The sequence below is a fragment of the Enterobacter sp. R4-368 genome (genome assembly GCF_000410515.1).
Taxonomy (GTDB): Bacteria; Pseudomonadota; Gammaproteobacteria; order Enterobacterales; family Enterobacteriaceae; genus Kosakonia.
In genome coordinates, this window is the sequence record NC_021500.1 from 4017905 (window position 1) to 4039676 (window position 21772).

18 protein-coding genes are annotated in these 21772 nt (G+C 55.3%); 12 read left to right on the plus strand and 6 right to left on the minus strand.

Features of this window, described 5'->3' with window-relative positions; genetic code table 11:
- Window positions 1–137 precede the first annotated feature (137 nt).
- Genes H650_RS18725 through puuE form a run of 3 tightly spaced genes read left to right on the plus strand, consistent with a single transcriptional unit; the run spans window position 138 to window position 2562 of the window.
- Complete coding sequence (locus tag H650_RS18725; protein WP_020456644.1) at window positions 138–854, plus strand: GntR family transcriptional regulator; 717 nt, start codon at window positions 138–140, stop codon at window positions 852–854.
- Entirely contained in the window at window positions 854–1591 is a 738-nt protein-coding gene (locus H650_RS18730) for an aspartate/glutamate racemase family protein (RefSeq protein WP_020456645.1), read from the plus strand. The genes H650_RS18725 and H650_RS18730 overlap by 1 nt, the downstream gene beginning before the upstream one ends.
- A gap of 29 nt (window positions 1592–1620) precedes the next feature.
- The gene (puuE, locus tag H650_RS18735; protein WP_020456646.1) at window positions 1621–2562 is read left to right on the plus strand and encodes an allantoinase PuuE; all 942 of its coding nucleotides are present in this window, start codon (window positions 1621–1623) and stop codon (window positions 2560–2562) included.
- Between the two features lie 48 nt (window positions 2563–2610).
- Here the strand turns inward: puuE and xni are convergent, their stop codons facing one another.
- The 5 genes from xni to queF all read right to left on the minus strand — a co-directional run bounded on the left by xni (window position 2611) and on the right by queF (window position 8968).
- Entirely contained in the window at window positions 2611–3363 is a 753-nt protein-coding gene (xni, locus tag H650_RS18740; RefSeq protein ID WP_020456647.1) for a flap endonuclease Xni, read from the minus strand.
- A 109-nt stretch (window positions 3364–3472) separates the two neighbouring features.
- Complete coding sequence (locus H650_RS18745; protein WP_020456648.1) at window positions 3473–4840, minus strand: L-serine ammonia-lyase; 1368 nt, start codon at window positions 4838–4840, stop codon at window positions 3473–3475.
- A gap of 58 nt (window positions 4841–4898) precedes the next feature.
- Complete coding sequence (locus H650_RS18750) at window positions 4899–6188, minus strand: HAAAP family serine/threonine permease (RefSeq protein WP_020456649.1); 1290 nt, start codon at window positions 6186–6188, stop codon at window positions 4899–4901.
- Between the two features lie 452 nt (window positions 6189–6640).
- Window positions 6641–8005 carry a nucleotide 5'-monophosphate nucleosidase PpnN gene (gene ppnN, locus H650_RS18755; protein ID WP_017458733.1) on the minus strand — a complete coding sequence of 455 codons (1365 nt, stop codon included), beginning with the start codon at window positions 8003–8005 and terminating at the stop codon, window positions 6641–6643.
- A gap of 117 nt (window positions 8006–8122) precedes the next feature.
- Window positions 8123–8968, minus strand: coding sequence for an NADPH-dependent 7-cyano-7-deazaguanine reductase QueF (queF, locus tag H650_RS18760; RefSeq protein ID WP_020456650.1), 846 nt, complete (start codon window positions 8966–8968; stop codon window positions 8123–8125).
- Window positions 8969–9037: 69 nt separating this feature from the next.
- Between queF and syd the strand changes: the two genes are divergently transcribed.
- From syd to H650_RS18800, 8 genes are all read left to right on the plus strand, one after another.
- Window positions 9038–9583, plus strand: a complete 546-nt coding sequence (gene syd / locus H650_RS18765; RefSeq protein ID WP_020456651.1) for a SecY-interacting protein — start codon at window positions 9038–9040, stop codon at window positions 9581–9583.
- Between the two features lie 631 nt (window positions 9584–10214).
- Window positions 10215–10544 (plus strand): YqcC family protein, encoded by a 330-nt coding sequence (locus H650_RS18770; RefSeq protein WP_044489794.1) that lies wholly within the window; start codon window positions 10215–10217, stop codon window positions 10542–10544.
- Entirely contained in the window at window positions 10544–11338 is a 795-nt protein-coding gene (gene truC / locus H650_RS18775; protein ID WP_020456653.1) for a tRNA pseudouridine(65) synthase TruC, read from the plus strand. Before H650_RS18770 ends, truC begins: the two co-directional genes overlap by 1 nt.
- Before the next feature lie 6 nt (window positions 11339–11344).
- Window positions 11345–11794 carry a flavodoxin gene (locus H650_RS18780; RefSeq protein WP_020456654.1) on the plus strand — a complete coding sequence of 150 codons (450 nt, stop codon included), beginning with the start codon at window positions 11345–11347 and terminating at the stop codon, window positions 11792–11794.
- Window positions 11795–12173: 379 nt separating this feature from the next.
- A complete protein-coding gene (locus H650_RS18785; protein WP_020456655.1) occupies window positions 12174–13529 on the plus strand; it encodes an MFS transporter in 1356 nt (451 codons plus the stop codon).
- Window positions 13529–14869: an enolase C-terminal domain-like protein gene (locus tag H650_RS18790; RefSeq protein WP_020456656.1), complete on the plus strand. Its 1341-nt coding sequence runs from the start codon at window positions 13529–13531 to the stop codon at window positions 14867–14869. Before H650_RS18785 ends, H650_RS18790 begins: the two co-directional genes overlap by 1 nt.
- 22 nt (window positions 14870–14891) lie before the next feature.
- The gene (gudD, locus tag H650_RS18795; protein ID WP_044489572.1) at window positions 14892–16232 is read left to right on the plus strand and encodes a glucarate dehydratase; all 1341 of its coding nucleotides are present in this window, start codon (window positions 14892–14894) and stop codon (window positions 16230–16232) included.
- A gap of 87 nt (window positions 16233–16319) precedes the next feature.
- Window positions 16320–17459, plus strand: a complete 1140-nt coding sequence (locus H650_RS18800; protein ID WP_020456658.1) for a glycerate kinase — start codon at window positions 16320–16322, stop codon at window positions 17457–17459.
- Window positions 17460–17618: 159 nt separating this feature from the next.
- Here H650_RS18800 and barA read toward each other — a convergent pair whose 3' ends face one another.
- Window positions 17619–20387, minus strand: coding sequence for a two-component sensor histidine kinase BarA (gene barA, locus H650_RS18805; protein ID WP_020456659.1), 2769 nt, complete (start codon window positions 20385–20387; stop codon window positions 17619–17621).
- 57 nt (window positions 20388–20444) lie between these two features.
- Here barA and rlmD point away from each other — a divergent pair, with 57 nt between their 5' ends.
- The gene (gene rlmD, locus H650_RS18810) at window positions 20445–21746 is read left to right on the plus strand and encodes a 23S rRNA (uracil(1939)-C(5))-methyltransferase RlmD (RefSeq protein WP_020456660.1); all 1302 of its coding nucleotides are present in this window, start codon (window positions 20445–20447) and stop codon (window positions 21744–21746) included.
- Window positions 21747–21772 lie beyond the last annotated feature (26 nt).

Genomic DNA, 21772 nt, shown 5'->3' on the forward strand with positions numbered 1-21772 from the left:
TCCTCTGAATACAGATAGTGACGTGTTGTCTGCTATCCCTCATTGCATTAACCAGGCCAGGTTTTAATTTTTTGTATACAAAATAAATTAACGGTGTATACAAAAATAGATGAATTGAGTAACAAAGGAATTGCGCTATGAACCAGCAAATAGGGCTGCGAACCCCTGCAGATCTGGAAGATAAAGAGCATGTCATTTGGCAATCGTTAATGACCGCCATCGTTGAACATCAATTGCCACCGGGAAGTAAACTGCCGGAAGAGGCGCTGGCGGAAGTTTTTGGCGTCAGCCGTACCGGGATCCGCAAAGTCTTAACCCGCCTTGCGACGGTGCAAATGATCACCATGACGCCCAGACGTGGTGCATTTGTCGCCAACCCTGGCGTTGAAGAGTCAAAAGCTATCTTTACTACCCGTAAAATGATCGAATGCGCCAACCTGCCGCTGGTGCTGGAACATCTTCAGCCGCCACACCTTGCCGGGCTGGAAAACATCATCGTGCAGGAAGAAGAGGCGCATCAAAACCATGATGGCGCGGCGGCTATCCGCCACTCTGCGGCTTTCCATATCCAGCTGCAGGCCATTTCCGGTAATGCGGTGGTGACTGACATTATTACCACGCTGGCGCAGCGTTCGTCGCTGGTGATAGCCGCCTGGGGCGCGCCCTGGCAGCGCGGTTGCCGCTGTGACGATCATGACCAACTGGTTACGCTGCTGCGTAAAAAGGATCTGCCGGGGCTCAGTGATGCGATGGCCCACCACTTTGATCTCATTGTTTCCAGCCTGCGCTTTGAGCGCAGCGGCGAGACAGTACCTGACTTCGCCCGCCTGTTTGGTGCGCCAGGAGAACACTGATGAGCCAGTTTTGTATACAAGTTATCAATCCCAATACCAGCCCGGAAATGACCGCTACCATCGCCAGCGCGGCGCGCAGCGTGGCGTCGCCTGGCACCACCATTCTCGCCAGTTGCCCCTCGCAGGGTGTGGAATCAATCGAAGGACATTTTGATGAAGCCATTGCGGCGATTGGCGTGCTGGAGCAAATCAAACAGGGTAAAACCCAGGGCGCACAGGGACACGTGATTGCCTGTTTTGGTGACCCCGGATTACTGGCGGCGCGCGAGCTGGCGAGCGGGCCGGTTATCGGTATTGCTGAAGCGGCTATGCACATGGCAACGCTTGTGGCGACGCGGTTCTCGATTGTTACCACGCTGCCACGCACGGTGATTATCGCCCGTCATTTATTGCGCCAGTATGGCTTCGAACATCACTGCGCCGCGCTGCATGCTATCGATTTACCGGTACTGGCGCTGGAAGATGGCACGGGTCTTGCTCAGCAAAAGGTACGCGAACGTTGTATACAAGCTAAACGGGAAGATCATAGCGGTGCCATTGTGCTGGGCTGCGGCGGCATGGCGAACCTTGCCAGCGAGTTGACGCAAGAGCTTGGCATGCCTGTGATCGACGGCGTTACGGCCGCGGTGAAGATGGTGGAATCCCTTCTCTCGCTGGGGCTTGGCACCAGCAAATACGGCGATCTCGCGTATCCCAATAAAAAGCCGCTTTCAGGATGTTTCGAACAGCTTTGCTGAAAGCGGCCCCGTAAAGAGGTCGAATCAGCATGCAATCAGCAACGGACAAACCTTTCTGGCATTTCACCGCCGACTACCCCCGCGATATGGCGGGTTATGCGGGAAAACCGCCGCATGCCCGCTGGCCGGGTGGCGCGCGCATTGCCGTCCAGTTTGTCCTTAATTTTGAAGAAGGCGGCGAGAACCATGTGCTGCATGGTGACGCGGGTTCAGAGCAATTTTTGTCAGATATTATTGGCGCTGCCAGCTATCCCGCGCGGCATATGTCGATGGACTCGCTGTATGAGTATGGATCGCGCGCAGGATTCTGGCGTATTCATCAGGCTTTTCAGCAACGTGGCCTGCCGCTCACGGTTTTTGGCGTGGCAATGGCGCTGGCGCGTAACCCGGAAATCGTCGAGGCGATCAAAGCGGCAGACTACGATGTGGTAAGCCACGGCTGGCGCTGGATCCATTATCAGGATCTTGATATTCAAACCGAACGCCAGCACATGCAGCAGGCGATTGAGATCCTGCAAACGCTGTTTGGCAAAAAGCCGCTTGGCTGGTACACCGGGCGCGACAGCCCAAACACCCGTAAGCTGGTGGTCGAGCAGGGCGATTTTCTCTACGACAGCGACTATTACGGCGATGATTTACCCTTCTGGACCACGGTGGAAGGGAAGCCGCATCTGATTGTGCCGTATACGCTTGATGCCAACGATATGCGCTTTGCCACGGCTCAGGGTTTTAACACCGCTGAACAGTTTTATACCTATCTGAAAGACAGTTTTGATGTGTTGTACGAAGAAGGGGCGTATGCGCCAAAGATGATGTCGATTGGCATGCACTGCCGCCTGCTCGGGCGGCCCGGGCGCTTTCGCGCACTGCAGCGTTTTCTTGATTACGTGCAAAGCCACAGCGATGTCTGGATCTGCCGTCGCCAGGATATCGCCGAACATTGGCTAAAGCACCATCCTTATAAGGGCTGAAATAAGGACTGAAGCAAAGCGAATAGCTCGCCACCGAGCGGGCTTTACTTAGCGTGTCAGCCGCAGCTGTTGTAAATTGCCGTCCAGTTGCAGATCCGTTTGCAGTCGCGCCACATCGCGACAGGTAAAGGCCATTGCTTTATGCGCTTCCAGTTTTTGCCGCCACTTTTCCGGCACGTCCGCAAGATTCTCGTACAGCGCTTCCAGCGTCGGGAAGGTGTTTAACAGTTGGGTGGCGCTTTTCGGGCCAATACCGGCAACGCCTGGCACTTTAGAACTGCTGATCCCCGCCAGCCCCCAGTAATCCGGCAATTGTTGCGGCGTGACACCATATTCCTGCGCGATAAAGGGCGCATCCAGCCAGCGTTTCTGAAAATAATCGCGGATACGAATGGTTGGGGAAAGCAACTGGCAATAGCCTTTATCCGTGGAAACAATTGTCGCCTGCTGCCCGGCCTGCGCCATTTTTACCGCCAGCGTCGCGGCGAGATCGTCCGCTTCGTTACCCGGCGTGGCCCAGCAACGAATGCCACGCTGTTCAAAAGCGCTGCGCAAAGCGGGCATCTCGGCATGCAGCGTCTCCGGCATGGGCGGTCGCCCGGCTTTATAGTCGGGTAATAACTGGTGACGCCAGCCCTGGCTGCGAGCCTCATCATCAAATACCGCCACAGCGTGCGTCGGCTGGCTGTGAACAACGACTTGTTCCAGCGCGTGCAGGCAGGTGTCTACACAGGGCGATCCCTGTACCGCGTGGATCCGGCGGATAAGATTAAGCGCGTCGACAATTAACAGATGAGCCACAGATACCCTCCTTGAAATCGTGCCTAAGGGTAACATCGCGTGCGGCGTGAGGCTATGAAGCGGGGGATAATCAGGAAGATGCCTCGCAAAACGAGGCATCTGGCAGGGCTTAATCGCAGGTCACGATCTTCATCGCCAGCCCACCGCGTGAGGTTTCGCGGTACTTGGCGTTCATATCTTTTCCGGTTTCGTACATGGTTTCGATGACTTTATCCAGGCATACGCGCGGCTCGCTGGTACGGCGTAGCGCCATACGCGCGGCGTTTACCGCTTTTACTGACGCAATGGCGTTGCGCTCGATGCACGGAACCTGTACCTGGCCTGCGACCGGATCGCAAGTCAGACCGAGGTTGTGTTCCATACCGATTTCCGCAGCGATGCAGACCTGCGCCGGGCTTGCGCCGAGCAGTTCCGCAAGGCCTGCGGCGGCCATCGAACAGGCAACACCCACTTCGCCCTGGCAGCCTACTTCCGCGCCGGAGATGGAGGCGTTCATTTTATAGAGCGAGCCAATCGCGCTGGCGACCAGCAGATAGCGAGCCAGTGAATTCGCGTTCACCTGACGAATAAACTTGTCGTAATAAGCCAGTACTGCCGGCACAATGCCACACGCGCCATTGGTTGGCGCAGTCACCACGCGACCACCGGCGGCGTTCTCTTCGTTAACCGCCAGCGCAAACATGTTGATCCAGTCGACGACCTGCATCGGATCTTTACTGGTGTTATCGCTGCTGACCAGCATACGGCGCAGCGCCGCGGCGCGGCGCGGCACGCGTAATTTGCCCGGCAACACGCCTTCGGTGGTAATTCCGCGCTCAATACCGCCCTGCATCACTTCCCAGACGCGTGCGAGGTGCTGTTCCAGCTCCTCTTTGCTGTGCAGCGCCAGTTCGTTCTTCATCATCAGACCAGAGAGTGAAAGCCCGGTTTCCTGACAGTGACGTTGCAGATCCGCCGCATTTTTGTACGGATAAGGTACGGCGACAGGCGCGTTGTTGGTCTGGCCGAAATGTTCTTCGTCGACAATAAAACCGCCGCCGATGGAGTAATAGGTCTGGCTATAGAGAACCCTGTCGCCCGCGAGCGCGGTAATACGCATGCCGTTCTCATGCAGCGAGAGGTTATCGGCATGGAAGTTCATGCATTGATCGACCGGAAACTCGACTTCGTGCTCGCCGTTAGCCAGCAGCAGGCGGCCGTGCGTGTTTACGTCCTGGATAAATCCTGGAATAGCATCGATATCAACGCTATCCGGCAGGTTACCCGCCAGACCCATAATGATAGCGATATCGGTATGGTGCCCTTTACCAGTCAGAGAGAGGGAACCGTAAACGTCTACTACTACACGGGTCACGTCGTGCAGCATGCGGCGAGCAATCAGATCGTCAGTGAATTGTTTACCGGCTTTCATTGGGCCAACGGTATGCGAGCTGGAAGGGCCAATGCCGATTTTAAAAATATCGAATACGCTGATCATGACGCATTATCCATTGCAATGAGAGTCGCGCCGCCCGTGGAGAGCGGCGCGAAAGAGATTAGCTGAACAGAGAGTAGAAGATCGCGGAGATAGCGATAAGACCCATGATAACAATGAAGATGTTGCTGATTTTGCCGCTGTATTTACGCATTGCCGGTACTTTGGCGATGGCGTACATCGGCATCAGGAACAGGATCATCGCGATAATCGGGCCGCCCAGAGTTTCAATCATTCCGAGGATGCTCGGGTTCCAGGTTGCTACAGCCCAGGTGGTCAGCAGCATAAACAGCGCGGTAATGCGGTTCAGCTTGTTGATTTCGATGCTTTTACCTTTGCCACGCAGGGACTTGATCACCATACCGTTGAAACCTTCACGCGCACCCAGATAGTGGCCGAGGAAAGATTTGGTGATGGCGATCATCGCAATGATCGGTGCCATCCAGGCGATGATCGGTGCGTTAAAGTGGTTTGCCAGGTAAGAAAGAATCGAGATGTTCTGCTGTTTCGCCGATGCCAGGTCAGCCGGAGAAAGGCTCAGTACGCAGCTGAATACGAAGAACATTACCGTCAGCACCATCATGATGTGTGCGAACGCCAGAATACGTGAACATTTGCTCTCTGCTTCGTTGCCGTACTCTTCACGTTTTGCTACCGCAAACGAGGAGATGATCGGCGAGTGGTTAAAGGAGAACACCATCACCGGAATAGCCAGCCACAAGGTCATCCACAGGCCGTTACCGGTCGCGGAAGTGCTGTTCAAAGACAGCGTGTCGAGTGCTGCGCCGTTCCACTGCGGGATCAGGTAAACCGCCAGCAACATCAGGGCGATAACAAACGGGAACACCAGAATACTCATCGCTTTTACAATCATCTGCTCGCCAAAACGCACGATGGTCATCATGCCGACAATCAGGATCAGCGACAGAATGGCGCGCGGCGGCGGCGTCATACCCAACTGGTGGGTCATAAAGCTGTCAACGGTGTTGGTGATCGCCACGCTGTAGACCAGCAGGATCGGGTAGATAGCGAAGAAGTAGAGCAGGGTAATCAGTTTACCCGCGCCGATACCGAAGTGCTCTTCAACCACCTCGGTGATGTCTTCACCCGGGTTTTTACCCGACAGCACAAAGCGAGTCAGACCGCGGTGTGCGAAGTAAGTCATTGGGAAAGCGAGGATGGCCATGATGATCAGCGGAATTAAACCGCCAACGCCGGCGTTAATTGGCAGGAACAGTACACCAGCGCCGATGGCAGTACCGTACAGGCCCAGCATCCACATGGTATCCGTTTTGCGCCATGAACTTCGTGTAGCCGATGTGGCCAGCGTACTGGTTTGAGTGGTTTCCATTTATAAATCTCCTGGGAAAAGCAAAATGCTGGCATGACGGGCGAATACAATGCCTGACAGGCTGGCGGTAATATTAAATTCGGTCAATCACGGTTTTTTTATAATTTCTTTCCGCAATTATTTGCGGCGGAAAGATACATTTATGTTATGACTCTATCAGTGATCGGGATCGCAATTGCAATAAATCACTTTTTATGTGGATATATTTAGACCATCTCTCTGCTTAATGATCGAGAGATGAAATTTATGGGCGCGAAGGCTATCACCAGCAAGATTTGCGATCAAACGCACACCGCTGAAAGACGATAAATGCCCTGTAAAAAACCGCTATCGCAGTGATTTATCGGCATTTGAGGGGCGCTGTAACATAGGAATATGCTGGTGATAGGCATGCGAGTTATACAGGGAAAAAATCCGAGGTATAAGGGCGATTTATACGTCGCCCTGGAAGATCAGGCGCAGATTTCGTAGCAAGGAATGTACGCGCTGCCTGGCAGTTTCATACGATGCTGGGCGACAAAGCCCTGTAGCAGGTCATCCATACGGCGCATCATGTCGCTATCGCCATGAATTTTATACGGGCCGAACTCCTCAATCGCCCGAATGCCGTGCTCTTTCACGTTACCCGCCACGATGCCTGAGAACGCCCGGCGCAGATCCGCGGCTAACGTTTCTACCGGCTGATCCGGATAAAGTTTCAGGTTAGCCATATTTTCGTGCGTCGGTTCAAACGGCACCTGCAGATCCGGCGCGATACGGATAGACCAGTTGAAACTATAGGCATCCCCGGTTTCACGGCGGTTCTCTTTCACGCGCGGCATCGCTTTTTTCATCTGCCGCGCCACTTCAGCTGCATCATTAATGATGATGGTGTAGTGTTGTCGCGCGGCTTCGCCCAGCGTGTTAACGATAAATTCGTCCAGCACACGGAAATAGTCCGCACTCTCTTTTGGCCCGGTCAGGATCAGCGGTAGTACCTGGTTTTTGTTGGCCGGGTTCATCAAAATCCCCAGCAGATACAACAACTCTTCCGCCGTGCCTACGCCACCCGGGAAGATGATGATGCCGTGCGCGATACGGACAAACGCTTCCAGACGTTTTTCAATATCCGGCATGATGATCAGTTCGTTGACCAGCGGGTTTGGCGGTTCAGCGGCAATGATCGATGGTTCGGTCATGCCAATAAAACGGCCCTCTTTATAGCGTTGCTGCGCGTGACCGACGGCGGCACCTTTCATGGGCGCTTCCATCGCGCCTGGGCCACAGCCCGTACAAATGTTCAGCTCACGCAGGCCAAGCTGGGTTCCCACGCGGCGCGCGTAGAGGTACTCGGTTTCGTTAATCGAGTGGCCGCCCCAGCAGACCACCATGCTCGGCGCTTCGCCGACATGCAGCGCGCGGGCGTTACGCAAAATGGAAAAGACCAGGTTGGTGATATGAATGGAGCTTTCCAGATTTAAATGCTGAACGCGTCCGGCGTTATGTATCTGACCATTAACGAAGAGAATGTCGCGCAGAACAGCAAACAGGTTGGCCTGCAGCGAGCGGATAATGCGCCCGTCGACAAAGGCCTCTTCCGGTGGGTTGATCAACTCCAGCTTTACGCCGCGTTCACGGCGTAACACGTTGATATCAAAACTTTCGTTACGGGAGAGCAGCTCTTTGCTGCTGTCGGTCTGGCTCCCTGAGTTCAGTACAGCGAGCGAGCAGTTGCGAAACAGTTGATACAGGTCACTGCTGGCCGTGCGTTTAAGCATATCGACTTCCAGCTGCGACAGCATATCCATTGAGCCAAGCGGGCTAATATGTGTAATCAAGTGAACTCCTTACGGGACGAAAATTTTATCTTTCCCGTGATTACAATAGCCCTGGCTTATGACGTTTAACAACCTGTCGCGTGGGATCTTCCGCGCAGAGCGATAAAAAGTTGTGATTTACTGGCGTACTAACCGACCGGTTGCAGGGACAAAATCGGTATTGGTGCGCCACGGATTGATATCCAGCCCGCCGCGTCGGGTATAGCGCGCGTACACGCTCAGGCTTTCAGGCTGGCAGAAACGCAGAATATCCGTGAAGATGCGCTCGACACACTGCTCATGAAACTCATTGTGATGACGGAAAGAGACCAGGTAGCGCAGCAATTTTTCACGGTCGATTTGCGCGCCGCGATACTGGATTTGCACTGAGCCCCAATCTGGCTGGTGGGTGATCAGGCAGTTCGATTTTAATAAATGGCTGACCAGCGTCTCTTCCACAACCTTTCCGCTGGCGGCATCGGTTAACAGCGCGGCGTCAAATTCGTAATTTGCGATCTCAATATCCTGGTCGTCGATACAGACCCCAGGGAAATGCGCAATCGGCTGCCCTTCCAGCTCATCAATGCGATACAGCACCACGTTCACGGTGCCTTGCGCGCAGGCGCTTAAATCACGTTGCAACGTGTCGTGTACCTCTTGCCAGCTGGCAAAACGTGTCTGGTTAAAACTGTTGAGATAGAGCTTGAAGCTTTTCGATTCCACCAAATTGACGCTGGCGTGATCCAGCTCAACGTGGCCAACCGCCACCTGCGGCAAACCCTTCGCATTGAGCCAGGAGAGCTCATACAACGTCCAGATATCCGCGCCGCGAAAAGGCAAGCTGTCGGCTTTTAAGCCTAACGGATCGCGGTTTAACGAACGGGGAACGCCTTGCAGCAAGCTGGCGTCATAGGTGTCGCGGTAATCGGTGGTTTTGCCAAGCGTCAGGCCAGCCAGCGCCTGATGGTTATCATAAGAGGACATGTTTCATCGCCATTTTGCAGGTAAACTATGACGCAGAGTTTATCCTGGCTTATGTGAAGAGAGAAATCGGTGGAAAAAGAGACGGCGCATGCCCTGAAAGCCTTTACGGAACGTTACTGTAATGCGTGGCACACACAGCGAGACAGCTGGCCGCAAAGCGAAGCGCTTTACGGTATTCCCTCGCCATGCATTATTTCTTCCACCGACAAATACGTTATCTGGCAGCCAAAACCGTTCGTACCAGAACGAAATGTAAACCCAATTGAACAGGCCATGGAAATTGTGGTACAAACGCCGCTCCATACCTTTTACACCACACAATTTGCCGGTGATATGACCGCGCGTTTTGGCGAACTGACGCTGACGCTGCTGCAAACGTGGAGTGAGGATGACTTCGTGCGTATGCAGGAAAATCTGATTGGTCACCTGGTTACGCAAAAAAGACTGAAGTTATCGCCTACACTTTTTATTGCTACGCTCGACAGCGAACTGGATGTGATTTCGCTGTGTAACCTGAGCGGCGAAGTGGTGAAAGAGACGCTGGGTACGCGTCAGCGCACCGTTCTCGCCCCAAGCCTCGCGGCATTCCTCGACCAGCTCGAACCCGTTGTGTAATCCTCAATACTACTCATCTTGTGAGAGATCTCTTACACGACCTGTAAGAGATCGCCAGGTCTTTTTCCATAATTCTGATGCGCCTTCTCATTCATAATTAATATAAATCATGAGGTTAATCTAAAACCCTTTTCCTGCTATGGTTTCATTCAAAGCTGAATTTGTGTTAAGTCTTCTTGTAAGACGTCACGGAATCGGTGATTCTATCTGTGTCGACACGGAGTCTGACAACGAAGCGTACATCAGGATGATGTTGTTTCGAGGACTCACCAGGACGGTGCTGCAAGGAAAGGCTTCAGGACGAAGCAAAGGGACATCGCTGGAATGCGTTAACGGACACCTCCAGGACGGAGAATGAGAGCCGGTAAGGATACCCGGCAGATCAGGAAGATCCAGGACACGCTTTACGGATGAGGCCAAGTCACATCGGGGTGGTGTGAGCAAGATGCGCTGTTTAAGGATGAACGGGTCAGGAGACCGCAGGAAAAGTTTTCATGGATGAGCAGGGAGCATACGAGTAGCGGGACTGCTGCGAAACGAACCGGGAGCACTGTTTTTACAGTGCTCCCTTTTTTTATTTGTTCCGCTCTTTGGTATGCTGCGCGCCAGTCTGATTATTCCGGGGGTTTATATGACTCAACATCAACGTGTGCGTGAGCAACTTCATCTTCTCGAAGCGCAACTGCGCGAACAGAATCTTTGGCAAACCAACGCGCCAGCGGCAAGCGCCTTTGAAAGCACGCAGCCTTTTTGCATGGATACCCTTGAGCCATTCGAATGGCTGCAATGGGTGCTTATTCCGCGTATGCACGCTCTGCTGGATAGTCAACAGCCTTTGCCGCAGGCATTCGCCATCGCGCCATACTATGAAATTGCCCTTGAGGCGACCCATCCATCCCGTGAAGTGATGCTGGTGCATTTACAGCAGCTCGATGCGCTGTTCAGCGACGAAAGCGCCTGATGCTGGAGATTATTTACCAGGATGAGTGGCTGGTGGCGGTGAATAAACCTTCCGGCTGGCTGGTTCACCGTAGCTGGTTAGATCGCGATGAAAAAGTGGTGGTCATGCAAACGGTACGTGACCAAATCGGCCAGCACGTTTTTACCGCCCATCGCCTCGACAGGCCCACTTCCGGCGTGTTGTTAATGGGCTTATCCAGCGAGGCCGGTCGCCGCTTAGCACAGCAATTTGAGCAACATCAGATTCAAAAACGCTATCACGCCATTGTGCGTGGCTGGCTAATGGAAGAGGCGTTGCTGGATTATCCGCTGGTAGAAGAGCTGGATAAAGTGGCCGACAAGTTCGCCCGTGCCGATAAAGAGGCGCAGCCAGCCGTAACGTACTATCGCGGGCTGGCAACGTGCGAAATGCCAGTGGCGACGAGCAAATTTCCCACCACGCGCTATGGTCTGGTTGAACTGGAACCGAAAACGGGCCGCAAGCACCAATTGCGTCGCCATCTGGCGCATTTGCGCCATCCGATTATTGGCGACAGTAAACACGGCGATTTGCGGCAAAATCGTAGCGCGGCGGAACACTTTGGCTGCAACCGCTTGATGCTGCATGCCAGCCAGTTAACGCTCACTCACCCTTTTACCGGCGAGCCGTTAACGATCCGCGCCGGGCTGGATGGAACCTGGATGGGCGCGCTGTCGCACTTTGGCTGGCGCGGGCTTCTCCCTGAAAATGAAAGGGTTGAGTTCTTGCCAGTGAGCCGCCAGGATGAGGGCAATCAGGAATCACGCAAGGAGTGATGAGCTATGGCGAAGGTCGGAATTTTTGTTGGCACCATGTACGGCAATTCGTTGCTGGTGGCGGAAGAAGCGCAGGAGATCTTACAGGCGCAGGGCCACAAGGCGACGGTATTTGAAGATCCCGAAGCCAGCGACTGGGAAAACAACAAAGGCAATTACGCGCTGATAGTGACCTCCACGACCGGTCAGGGCGATTTGCCGGAAAGTATTGCGCCGCTGTTCCATTATCTGCGCGATACCGTGGGGTATCAGCCCGATCTGCACTATGGCGTGATTGCCCTGGGCGATAGCACATACGCCCATTTCTGCGGCGGGGGTAAGCAGTTTGATGCCCTGCTTCAAGAGCAAGGTGCACAGCGTATCGGCGAGATGTTGCTGATTGACGCCAGCGAAGACCCGGAACCGGAAACCGTCTCTAATCCGTGGGTTGAGCACTGGGCGACCCTGCTGAAATAAGCTGTCTTCCTCTCCGTACGCGGGGAGGAAACTTCTCTTTTTGCCGCGTCAAGCGACGCATTTCACACTCTTTAACGCTGCCTCTCTTTTGACCACCTTCGGTCTGCTCCATTTTCATTTCCGTGAAGTACTCCCCATCCGCCTGGGCTAATGCCTTAAAGGGCATAGCCGCGCCCGGCGAATGTTGTGTTGTTGCACGGTGAGAGTTGAAAAGGCGCTCCATATACTTTTTCTCGCCAGTAAAAAAAACGCGGCCCGCCGGGTGTGGCAAACCCGGCAGGAGCAGCAAAAACACAATGACATCATCCTGTCTTCCCCTACAGGTTGCGCCGTACAGGATGAATGGACAAAAGAACATTTATGCTTCGGGAGTACAACCATGAGTACATTTAGCCAGGCGGCGAGCGGCGCTGAAAAGCGTACCAATGCCCGCTACTGGATAGTGGTGATGCTGTTTATCGTCACATCCTTCAACTATGGCGATCGCGCCACGTTGTCGATTGCCGGTTCAGAGATGTCCAAAGCGATAGGCCTGGATCCGGTCGGTATGGGTTATGTTTTCTCCGCGTTTTCCTGGGCTTATGTGATTGGCCAGATACCGGGCGGCTGGTTGCTTGACCGCTTCGGATCAAAACGCGTCTATTTCTGGTCTATCTTCACCTGGTCGCTGTTTACCTTGCTGCAAGGTTTCGTCGATATCTTTAGCGGCTTCGGCATCATCGTTGCGCTCTTCACCCTGCGCTTTATGGTCGGTCTGGCCGAATCTCCTTCCTTCCCGGGCAACAGCCGCATCGTTGCAGCCTGGTTCCCGGCGCAGGAGAGGGGCACGGCGGTGGCGATTTTTAACTCCGCGCAATATTTCGCGACGGTGATCTTCGCGCCGATCATGGGCTGGCTGACGCACGCCGTGGGCTGGTCACATGTGTTCTTCTTTATGGGCGGTCTCGGCATTTTCATCAGCTTCCTGTGGCAGAAAATGATCCACGAGCCGAACCAGCATCCGGGCGTAAACAAAAAAGAGCTGGAGTACATTGCTGAAGGTGGCGCACTGATCAATATGGATCAGGCGAAAAGCGCGCACCATGTTCCATTCTCAGAAAAATGGGGACAGATCAAACAGCTGCTGGGTTCCCGCATGATGATCGGCGTCTATCTGGGCCAGTACTGTATTAACGCCCTGACCTATTTCTTTATCACTTGGTTCCCGGTTTATCTGGTGCAGGCACGTGGCATGTCGATTTTGAAAGCAGGTTTTGTTGCTTCAATCCCGGCGATCTGCGGTTTTGTGGGGGGGGTACTGGGCGGGATTATTTCCGACTGGTTAATGCGCCGTTACGGCTCGCTGAACGTGGCGCGTAAGACGCCAATTGTATTGGGAATGCTGCTCTCCATGAGCATGGTGTTCTGCAACTACACCAACTCCGAAACGCTGATTATCGCTTTCATGGCGCTGGCTTTCTTCGGTAAAGGCATCGGTGCGCTGGGCTGGGCGGTGATGGCAGATACCGCGCCGAAAGAGATCAGCGGCCTGAGCGGCGGTCTGTTCAACATGTTCGGCAATATCTCCGGCATCGTGACGCCGATTGCCATTGGCTACATCGTCGGCACGACCGGCTCGTTTAATGGCGCGCTGATTTATGTCGGTATCCATGCGCTGGTGGCGGTACTGAGTTACCTGGTTCTGGTGGGGGATATCAAGCGTATCGTGCTGAAACCTGTGACAGGACGTGAATGATGAATACGCAAGCAAGCCCCATTATCACCGACATGAAGGTCATTCCGGTGGCCGGGCATGACAGCATGCTGATGAACATCGGTGGCGCGCATAACGCTTACTTCACCCGCAACATCGTGGTGCTCACCGACAACGCCGGCAACACTGGCGTCGGTGAAGCGCCGGGCGGCGACGTGATCTACAAAACATTGGTTGACGCCACGCCGATGGTGGTGGGGCAGGAAGTGGCGCGATTGAATAAAGTGGTGCAGCGCGTACACAAAGGCAACCAGGCGGCGGATTTCGACACTTTCGGAAAAGGTGCCTGGACATTTGAGCTGCGCGTGAATGCGGTGGCGGCACTGGAAGCCGCCCTGCTGGATCTGTTAGGCAAAGCGCTGAACGTCCCGGTGTGCGAACTGCTTGGCCCCGGTAAACAGCGCGATGCGGTGACGGTGCTGGGTTATCTGTTTTATGTCGGCGATCGTACCAAAACCGATCTGCCATACCTGGCCGCGACGCCTGGCAGCCATGAGTGGTATCACCTGCGTCATCAGGAAGCGATGAACAGCGATGCGGTCGTGCGCCTGGCGGAAGCGTCGCAGGATCGCTACGGCTTTAAAGATTTCAAACTCAAGGGCGGCGTACTGCCGGGCGAAAAAGAGATCGACACCGTGCGGGCGCTGAAAAAACGCTTCCCGGACGCGCGCATCACGGTTGATCCCAACGGCGCCTGGCTGCTCGACGAAGCCATCAGCCTGTGCAAAGGCCTTAATGATGTGCTGACCTACGCGGAAGATCCGTGCGGCGCGGAACAGGGCTTTTCCGGTCGTGAAGTGATGGCGGAGTTCCGCCGCGCCACCGGCTTGCCGGTAGCGACCAATATGATTGCCACCAACTGGCGTGAAATGGGCCATGCGGTGATGCTAAACGCGGTGGATATCCCGCTGGCGGATCCGCACTTCTGGACGCTTTCCGGCGCGGTACGCGTGGCGCAACTGTGCGACGACTGGGGATTAACCTGGGGCTGCCACTCCAACAACCATTTCGATATCTCGCTGGCGATGTTCACCCACGTTGGCGCGGCAGCACCGGGAACGCCGACCGCCATCGACACGCACTGGATCTGGCAGGAGGGCGACGCACGCCTGACCAAACAGCCGCTGGAGATCCGCCAGGGAAAAATCGCCGTACCCGATGCGCCAGGCCTTGGTGTAGAGATCGACTGGACGCAAATCGAAAAAGCGCACGCGGCATACAAGACGCTGCCCGGCGGCGCGCGCAATGACGCAGGCCCGATGCAGTACCTCATCCCAGGCTGGACGTTTGACAAAAAACGCCCCGTTTTTGGACGTCATTGATAGACCAAAAGGATTAAAAAAAATGAGCACATACAGTTCGACACCCGTTGTCTCCTCCATGCAGGTTATCCCGGTTGCGGGCAACGACAGCATGTTGATGAACCTGAGCGGCGCGCACGCCCCGTTCTTCACCCGCAATATCGTGGTGATTAAAGACAACGCCGGCCACACCGGTGTGGGGGAAATCCCCGGCGGCGAGAAAATCCGTCAAACGCTGGAAGACGCTATTCCGCTGGTGGTCGGTAAGACGCTGGGTGAGTACAAAAATATCCTCAACACCGTGCGCAATAACTTTGCCGACCGCGACGCCGGTGGCCGTGGCCTGCAAACTTTCGATCTGCGTACTACGATCCACGTGGTGACCGGCATTGAAGCGGCGATGCTTGATCTGCTCGGTCAGCACCTCGGTGTGAACGTCGCTTCCCTGCTTGGCGAAGGCCAGCAGCGCAGCGAAGTAGAGATGCTCGGTTACCTGTTCTTCGTTGGCGACAGCAAAAAAACGCCGCTGCCGTACCAGAGCCAGCCGGATGACAAGTGCGACTGGTATCGCGTGCGTCACGAAGAGGCGATGACGCCGGATCGCGTAGTGCGTCTGGCAGAAGCCGCGTATGAGAAATATGGTTTTAACGATTTCAAACTGAAAGGCGGCGTGCTGGCGGGAATGGAAGAAGCCGAAGCGATTTCCGCGCTGGCAAAACGCTTCCCGCAGGCGCGCGTCACGCTCGATCCGAACGGTGCCTGGTCACTGGATGAAGCGATAAAAATTGGTAAGCACCTGAAAGGCGTGCTGGCGTACGCAGAAGATCCGTGCGGCGCGGAACAGGGCTTCTCCGGTCGTGAAGTGATGGCGGAGTTCCGCCGCGCGACCGGCCTGCCGACCGCCACCAATATGATTGCCACCGACTGGCGTCAAATGGGCCATACGCTGTCACTGCAATCGGTGGATATCCCGCTGGCTGACCCGCACTTCTGGACCATGCAGGGGTCGGTACGTGTGGCGCAAATGTGCCACGAGTTCGGTCTGACCTGGGGCTCGCACTCGAATAACCACTTTGATATTTCGCTGGCGATGTTCACCCATGTTGCCGCTGCGGCACCGGGCAATATCACCGCAATCGATACGCACTGGATCTGGCAGGAGGGCAACCAGCGCCTGACTAAACAGCCGTTCGAAATTAAAGGCGGGATGGTGCAGGTGCCAAACAAACCGGGTCTTGGCGTAGAGCTGGATATGGACCAGGTGATGAAAGCCAACGAGCTGTATCAAAAACATGGCCTCGGCGCGCGTGACGATGCAATGGGAATGCAATACCTGATCCCGAACTGGAAATTTGATAACAAACGTCCGTGCATGGTGCGTTGATGAAATTGCCAGTCCTTGCGGGGGCTGGCATTTCCACATCTTTGCTGGGTGTATGCTTAAAGCCGTGAATATGCGTAAGGATGGCTTATGAAAATTGTGATCGCACCAGACTCTTACAAAGAAAGTTTAAGTGCCCTGGATGTGGCGACCGCGATTGAGAGCGGTTTTCGTGAAATTTTCCCCACGGCGGAATACGTCAAAATACCGGTGGCGGACGGTGGCGAAGGGACGGTTGAAGCCATGGTCGCCGCTACCGACGGGCGTATCGTTAAGGTTGCGGTAAAAGGCCCGCTCGGCGAGCAGGCTGAAGGGTTCTACGGGATTTCTGGCGACGAGCAATCCGCTTTTATCGAAATGGCCGCCGCCAGCGGGTTGGAAATGGTACCCCCGGCCAAACGCGACCCGCTCATCACCACGTCGTGGGGCACCGGCGAGTTGATTCGCCATGCGCTGGACGCGGGCGTTAAACATATCATCATTGGCATTGGCGGCAGTGCGACCAATGACGGTGGTGCTGGCATGGTGCAGGCGCTGGGCGCAAAGCTGCTGGATGAGAATGGCCAGCAGATTGCGCTGGGTGGTGCGGCGCTGGAAACGCTGGCGCGAATTGATACCGCGCAACTGGATAAACGCCTTGCCGGGTGCCGTATCGAAGTGGCCTGCGATGTGACCAATCCACTCACCGGAAAAGAGGGCGCGTCGGCGGTGTTTGGCCCGCAGAAAGGGGCAACGCCGGAGATGATCGAAAGGCTCGATAAAGCGCTCGGGCATTATGCGCGGATCATTGCCCGCGACCTGGATTTGGACGTGCTGCACCTGGCGGGGGGCGGCGCGGCAGGGGGGATGGGTGCCGCGCTGTATGCGTTTTGCGGCGCAGAGTTGCGCCAGGGTATCGAGATTGTCACCGATGCGCTGGCGCTGGATGAGTACGTGATTGGCGCTGACCTGGTGATCACCGGCGAAGGGCGTATCGATAGCCAGACGGTGCACGGCAAAGTGCCGGTGGGCGTGGCGAAAGTGGCGAAGCGCCATAATATTCCGGTTATTGGCATTGCCGGCAGCCTGACCGCCGATGTTGGCGTGGTACACCATCACGGTATCGATGCGGTGTTCAGTGTGATCTACAAGGTCTGTTCGCTGGAAGACGCGCTGGAAAATGCCGGCGAAAATGTCCGCATGACCGCGCGCAACGTGGCGGCAGTGCTGAAAGCAGGGCAGAAGCTGTAACGCAAACCGCCCGGTAGCATGCAGGCTTACCGGGCTTGTATCAGCGCATCCTCACTGGCCTGGCGCTGGTACGCTGAGTGGATAATCAATGCGTTGTTTATCCACTCGCGGATACACAACGTGTCCAACCTCAACTCCCGCCAGCGGTTATGCGGCAGGCTACCCCAGCAATTTATGTGCTTCGCGGGTGACGTTATCCATCTCATCGAGCAGTTCCAGAAACTCCGGTTCCAGCTCTTCGGCCGCAACGCCGCTGCGTAACTGCTGTTCAATCAACTGGCAGAGGTTTTTCAGCCGCGGTACGCCGCTGTAACCGCAACTGCCGTGTAACTTATGGATCCCTTCAGAAAGCCCTTGCGGCGCTTCGCCAACCAGCTGTTCTTCCACCATATTGCGGATCTCCGGCAGGAACTCGACCAGCATATGCAGCATCTCGCGCGCCAGATCCGATTTCCCGGCAGCCTGGCGCAGCGCCAGTTGCCAGTCGAGCGTGGTGTCGGCGTCAACTACGATGTCCGCCGGTGCTACTGCCTGTTCCGGTGGCATCAGCCAACTGCCGATATCCGGGCCGGGCTTATAACGGCGCAGCAGGCTGCGCAGCTTATCTTCTTCAATGGGCTTCGCCAGATAATCGTTCATCCCGGCGCTGAGCAGTTTCTCTTTTTGTCCGGCCATCGCATGGGCCGTAACGGCGATGACCGGCGTTTGCTGCTGGTGTGGCAACTGGCGAATTAGCTCGCAGGCGCGAATGCCATCCATGTCCGGCATCTGAATATCCATCAGGATCAGATCGAACTGTAGCTGGCGGGCGCGCTCAATGGCCTGTATACCGCTTTCACACAGTTCGACATGCTGCACCTGATCTTCCAGCAACGCGCCGATGAGTTTCAGGTTGGCCGGGTTATCGTCCACCGCCATTACCGTCATCGGCAGTTTTGTTTCATCTACCGGCTGAGCCTGCGTGAGCCGGGTCGCACGGCAATATTCTGTGAGCGCGGGCAGCAGGCGGGTGGTGGTCAGCGGTTTCAGCAGACAGGCCGCCGCGCCATCTTGCTTCAGCTCCTCGGCGTTCACCTGCGCATGGCAAGGCAGCGCTAACAGCAGGTAATCGGTCATGGCGGCGGCCCGTGCGAGGCGGTCGTGCTGCATGTTGAGCGGTTCACGCACCGTTACCGGAATCGCCATCAGCAGAATGTCGTAATGCGCCTGCGGCAGCGCCGAGAACGACGGGCTGTAAATCACCTCCAGCGGCGTTTCGTGCAACACGTCCAGCGTGCTTTGCGCGGCTGTCGCATTGGGCTCGACATAGGCAAGGCGTTTGCCCGCCAGACAGCCTGTGGCAGGCGCTTCGCTGATGGCGTTTGGATTGAGATCGAGATTAATGTGGAACCAGAAGGTGGATCCGCGATTTGGCTGGCTATGGAAGGAGATATCGCCGCCCATTTCATTGACCAGCCTTTGGGTTATCACCAGCCCCAGGCCGGTGCCGCCGTGGCGGCGAGAGATGCTGGCATCGGCCTGACGAAACGCCTGGAACAACCGCGACTGATCGCGCTCGGGGATGCCGATGCCGGTATCGCGGATCTGCATCTCAACCTGCACTTTGTTGTTACTGATGGCGCGCTTCTCAACCACAATGTCGATATTGCCATGTTCGGTGAATTTGATGGCGTTACCGACAAGATTGGTGATCACCTGTTGCAGACGCAGCGGGTCACCAATTACGTTATCCGGCACATCGTTTTTGATATTCAGCGTCAGTTCCAGCCCCTTGTCGTGCGCCGAGTGCGCCAGCAGGATGACCACCTCATCGAGCGTATTACGCAGCGGGAACGGGATGCTTTCCAGAATTAACTTGCCCGCCTCGAGCTTGGAAAAATCCAGCACGTCGTTAATGATCGCCAGCAGGTTGTTCGCCGAACGTTCAATCGTCAGCAGGTGATCGCGCTGCGTGGGGTTAAGCTCAGATTTCAGTGTCAGGCGGGTAAAGCCAATCACGCCGTTCAGTGGTGTGCGCAGCTCATGGGACATATTGGCGAGGAACTCAGATTTGATGCGTGCCGCTTCCTGGGCGCGTTTTTTCGCCAGATCCAACTCGACGTTCTGGATCTCCATCTGCTCCAGCGTTTCACGCAGATCGGAAGTGGACTGGTCAATGTTGTGCTGCATCTCTTCGTGGTAGGCCGCCAGCGACATCGCCATTGAGTTGATGCCGTTTTTCAACATATCCAGCTCGCCGAGCATAAAACCTTCCACGCGGCTATCGAGCTGCCCGCGACGAATGCGATCAACGGTGTTGACCATATTACGGATCGGGCTGGTTACGTCGCGCATTAAGCGCCAGCCGAAAATCAGCGCAATGCCTATACAGAACAAAATCATCAGGCTGGAGATAAAAATCTCTTTGTACTGCTGCAAACGAACCGATTTGAGATCCAGCGCCAGCGCCACATAGCCGAGCATGTTGCCGGTAATTTTATCCGCTGGTAGCGCGGTGTTGGTTTGCGTAAATCCTTCGGAAAGAATGGGCGTGCGCAGGATCATCACATCGCCGCGCCGGGAGACGCTGAGCCTGCGCGGAAAAGGTTGCCCTTCCGCCAGCCGGAGATTATCGCCATCAAGCAGGAAATTAGAGGAAACGAATACGTTATTCTGCCCATCGTAAATGGAAATTGCCCGCACAATATCGGAATGGCGGCGATGCAAAACGCTCACCAGTTGGCCTATCGCATCTTTGTCCTGCAACGTCATGCTGTATTCGCTCGAGACCGCCAGCGGCTCAATGATGCTGGCACCGGCGTCTTCCAGTTGACGCTGCAAATCGTTATAGCGGTGAACGACAAAGAAGATGCTGAGCAGCACACCGATAAGCACGGTGGGCGCCAGAATCAGGATCATCATGCGTGCTCGCAAGCTGTAGTTGGTCATGGAGTTCCGTTATGGGAGAATTAGGCCATTAATCTGTAAATGAGATAAATCCCTGCAATGGCGCAATTCTACTCTGCAAAACGACGTGTGACGACTAGTCAAAAAGTAACCGTAACCGTAACTGATCTTGATCCCTTTGGGCAGGGGGTTGCGCGCCATAACGGGAAAGCGCTGTTCATCCCCGGGCTGTTACCTGGCGAAACGGCGGACATTGTGCTGAAAGAGGAGAAGCGGCAGTTTTCACGCGGTGAGGTGAAACGTCGCCTGAATGATAGCGACGAGCGCGTTATGCCGCTGTGCCCGCATTTTGGCGTCTGCGGAGGCTGCCAGCAGCAGCATGCCAGTATTGCCCTGCAACAGCGCAGCAAAAGTGCGGCGCTGGCGCGTTTGATGAAACGGGACGTCGATGAAGTGATTGCGGGCGAACCCTGGGGCTATCGCCGTCGCGCGCGGCTCAGCCTGAACTGGCAGCCCAAAAGCCAGTGTCTGGAGATGGGGTTTCGTAAAGCGGGCGGTAACGACATTATTAATATCACGCGCTGCCCGGTGTTGGTGCCCCGTCTTGAGGCATTACTGGCGCCGCTGCGTGAATGCCTGAGCGGGTTGCAGGCCGTGCGTCAGCTTGGACATGTTGAGCTGGTGGAAGCCGATAATGGCCCATTAATGGTTTTGCGTCACACTGTTGCATTAAGTGCAACAGACAGAGAAAAACTGGAACAGTTTTCGCATTCTCAGGAACTCTCGCTGTATCTCGCGCCACAAAGCGAGATACTGGAACAGGTTAGCGGAGAATCTCCCTGGTACAGCTCGGACGGGCTACGCTTAACGTTCAGCCCGCGGGACTTTATTCAGGTTAACGATGGTGTTAACCAGCAGATGGTGGCGCGAGCGCTGGAGTGGCTTGATGTGCAGCCCGGCGACCGGGTGCTGGATCTGTTCTGCGGCATGGGCAATTTCACGCTACCGCTGGCGAAACGCGCGGCCAGCGTGGTCGGTGTGGAGGGCGTCACCGATTTGGTGGCGAAAGCACAGGATAACGCGCAACAGAATGGCTTGCAGAATGTGACATTCTTTCATGAAAATCTGGAGGAAGATGTCACGAAACAGCCCTGGGCAAGCCGTGGATTTGACAAAGTTTTACTCGACCCGGCACGCGCAGGCGCTGCCGGAGTGATGAAACATATTCTAAAATTGTCGCCGGGCAGAGTGGTGTACGTTTCCTGTAACCCCGCCACCCTTGCCCGCGACAGTGAAGCGCTATTGGATGCGGGTTACCAGATCCAGCGGCTGGCGATGCTGGACATGTTCCCGCACACTGGCCACCTGGAATCGATGGTGTTGTTTGTGAATCACAAATGATTAATTTCGGCTTGTCGAGTTCGACA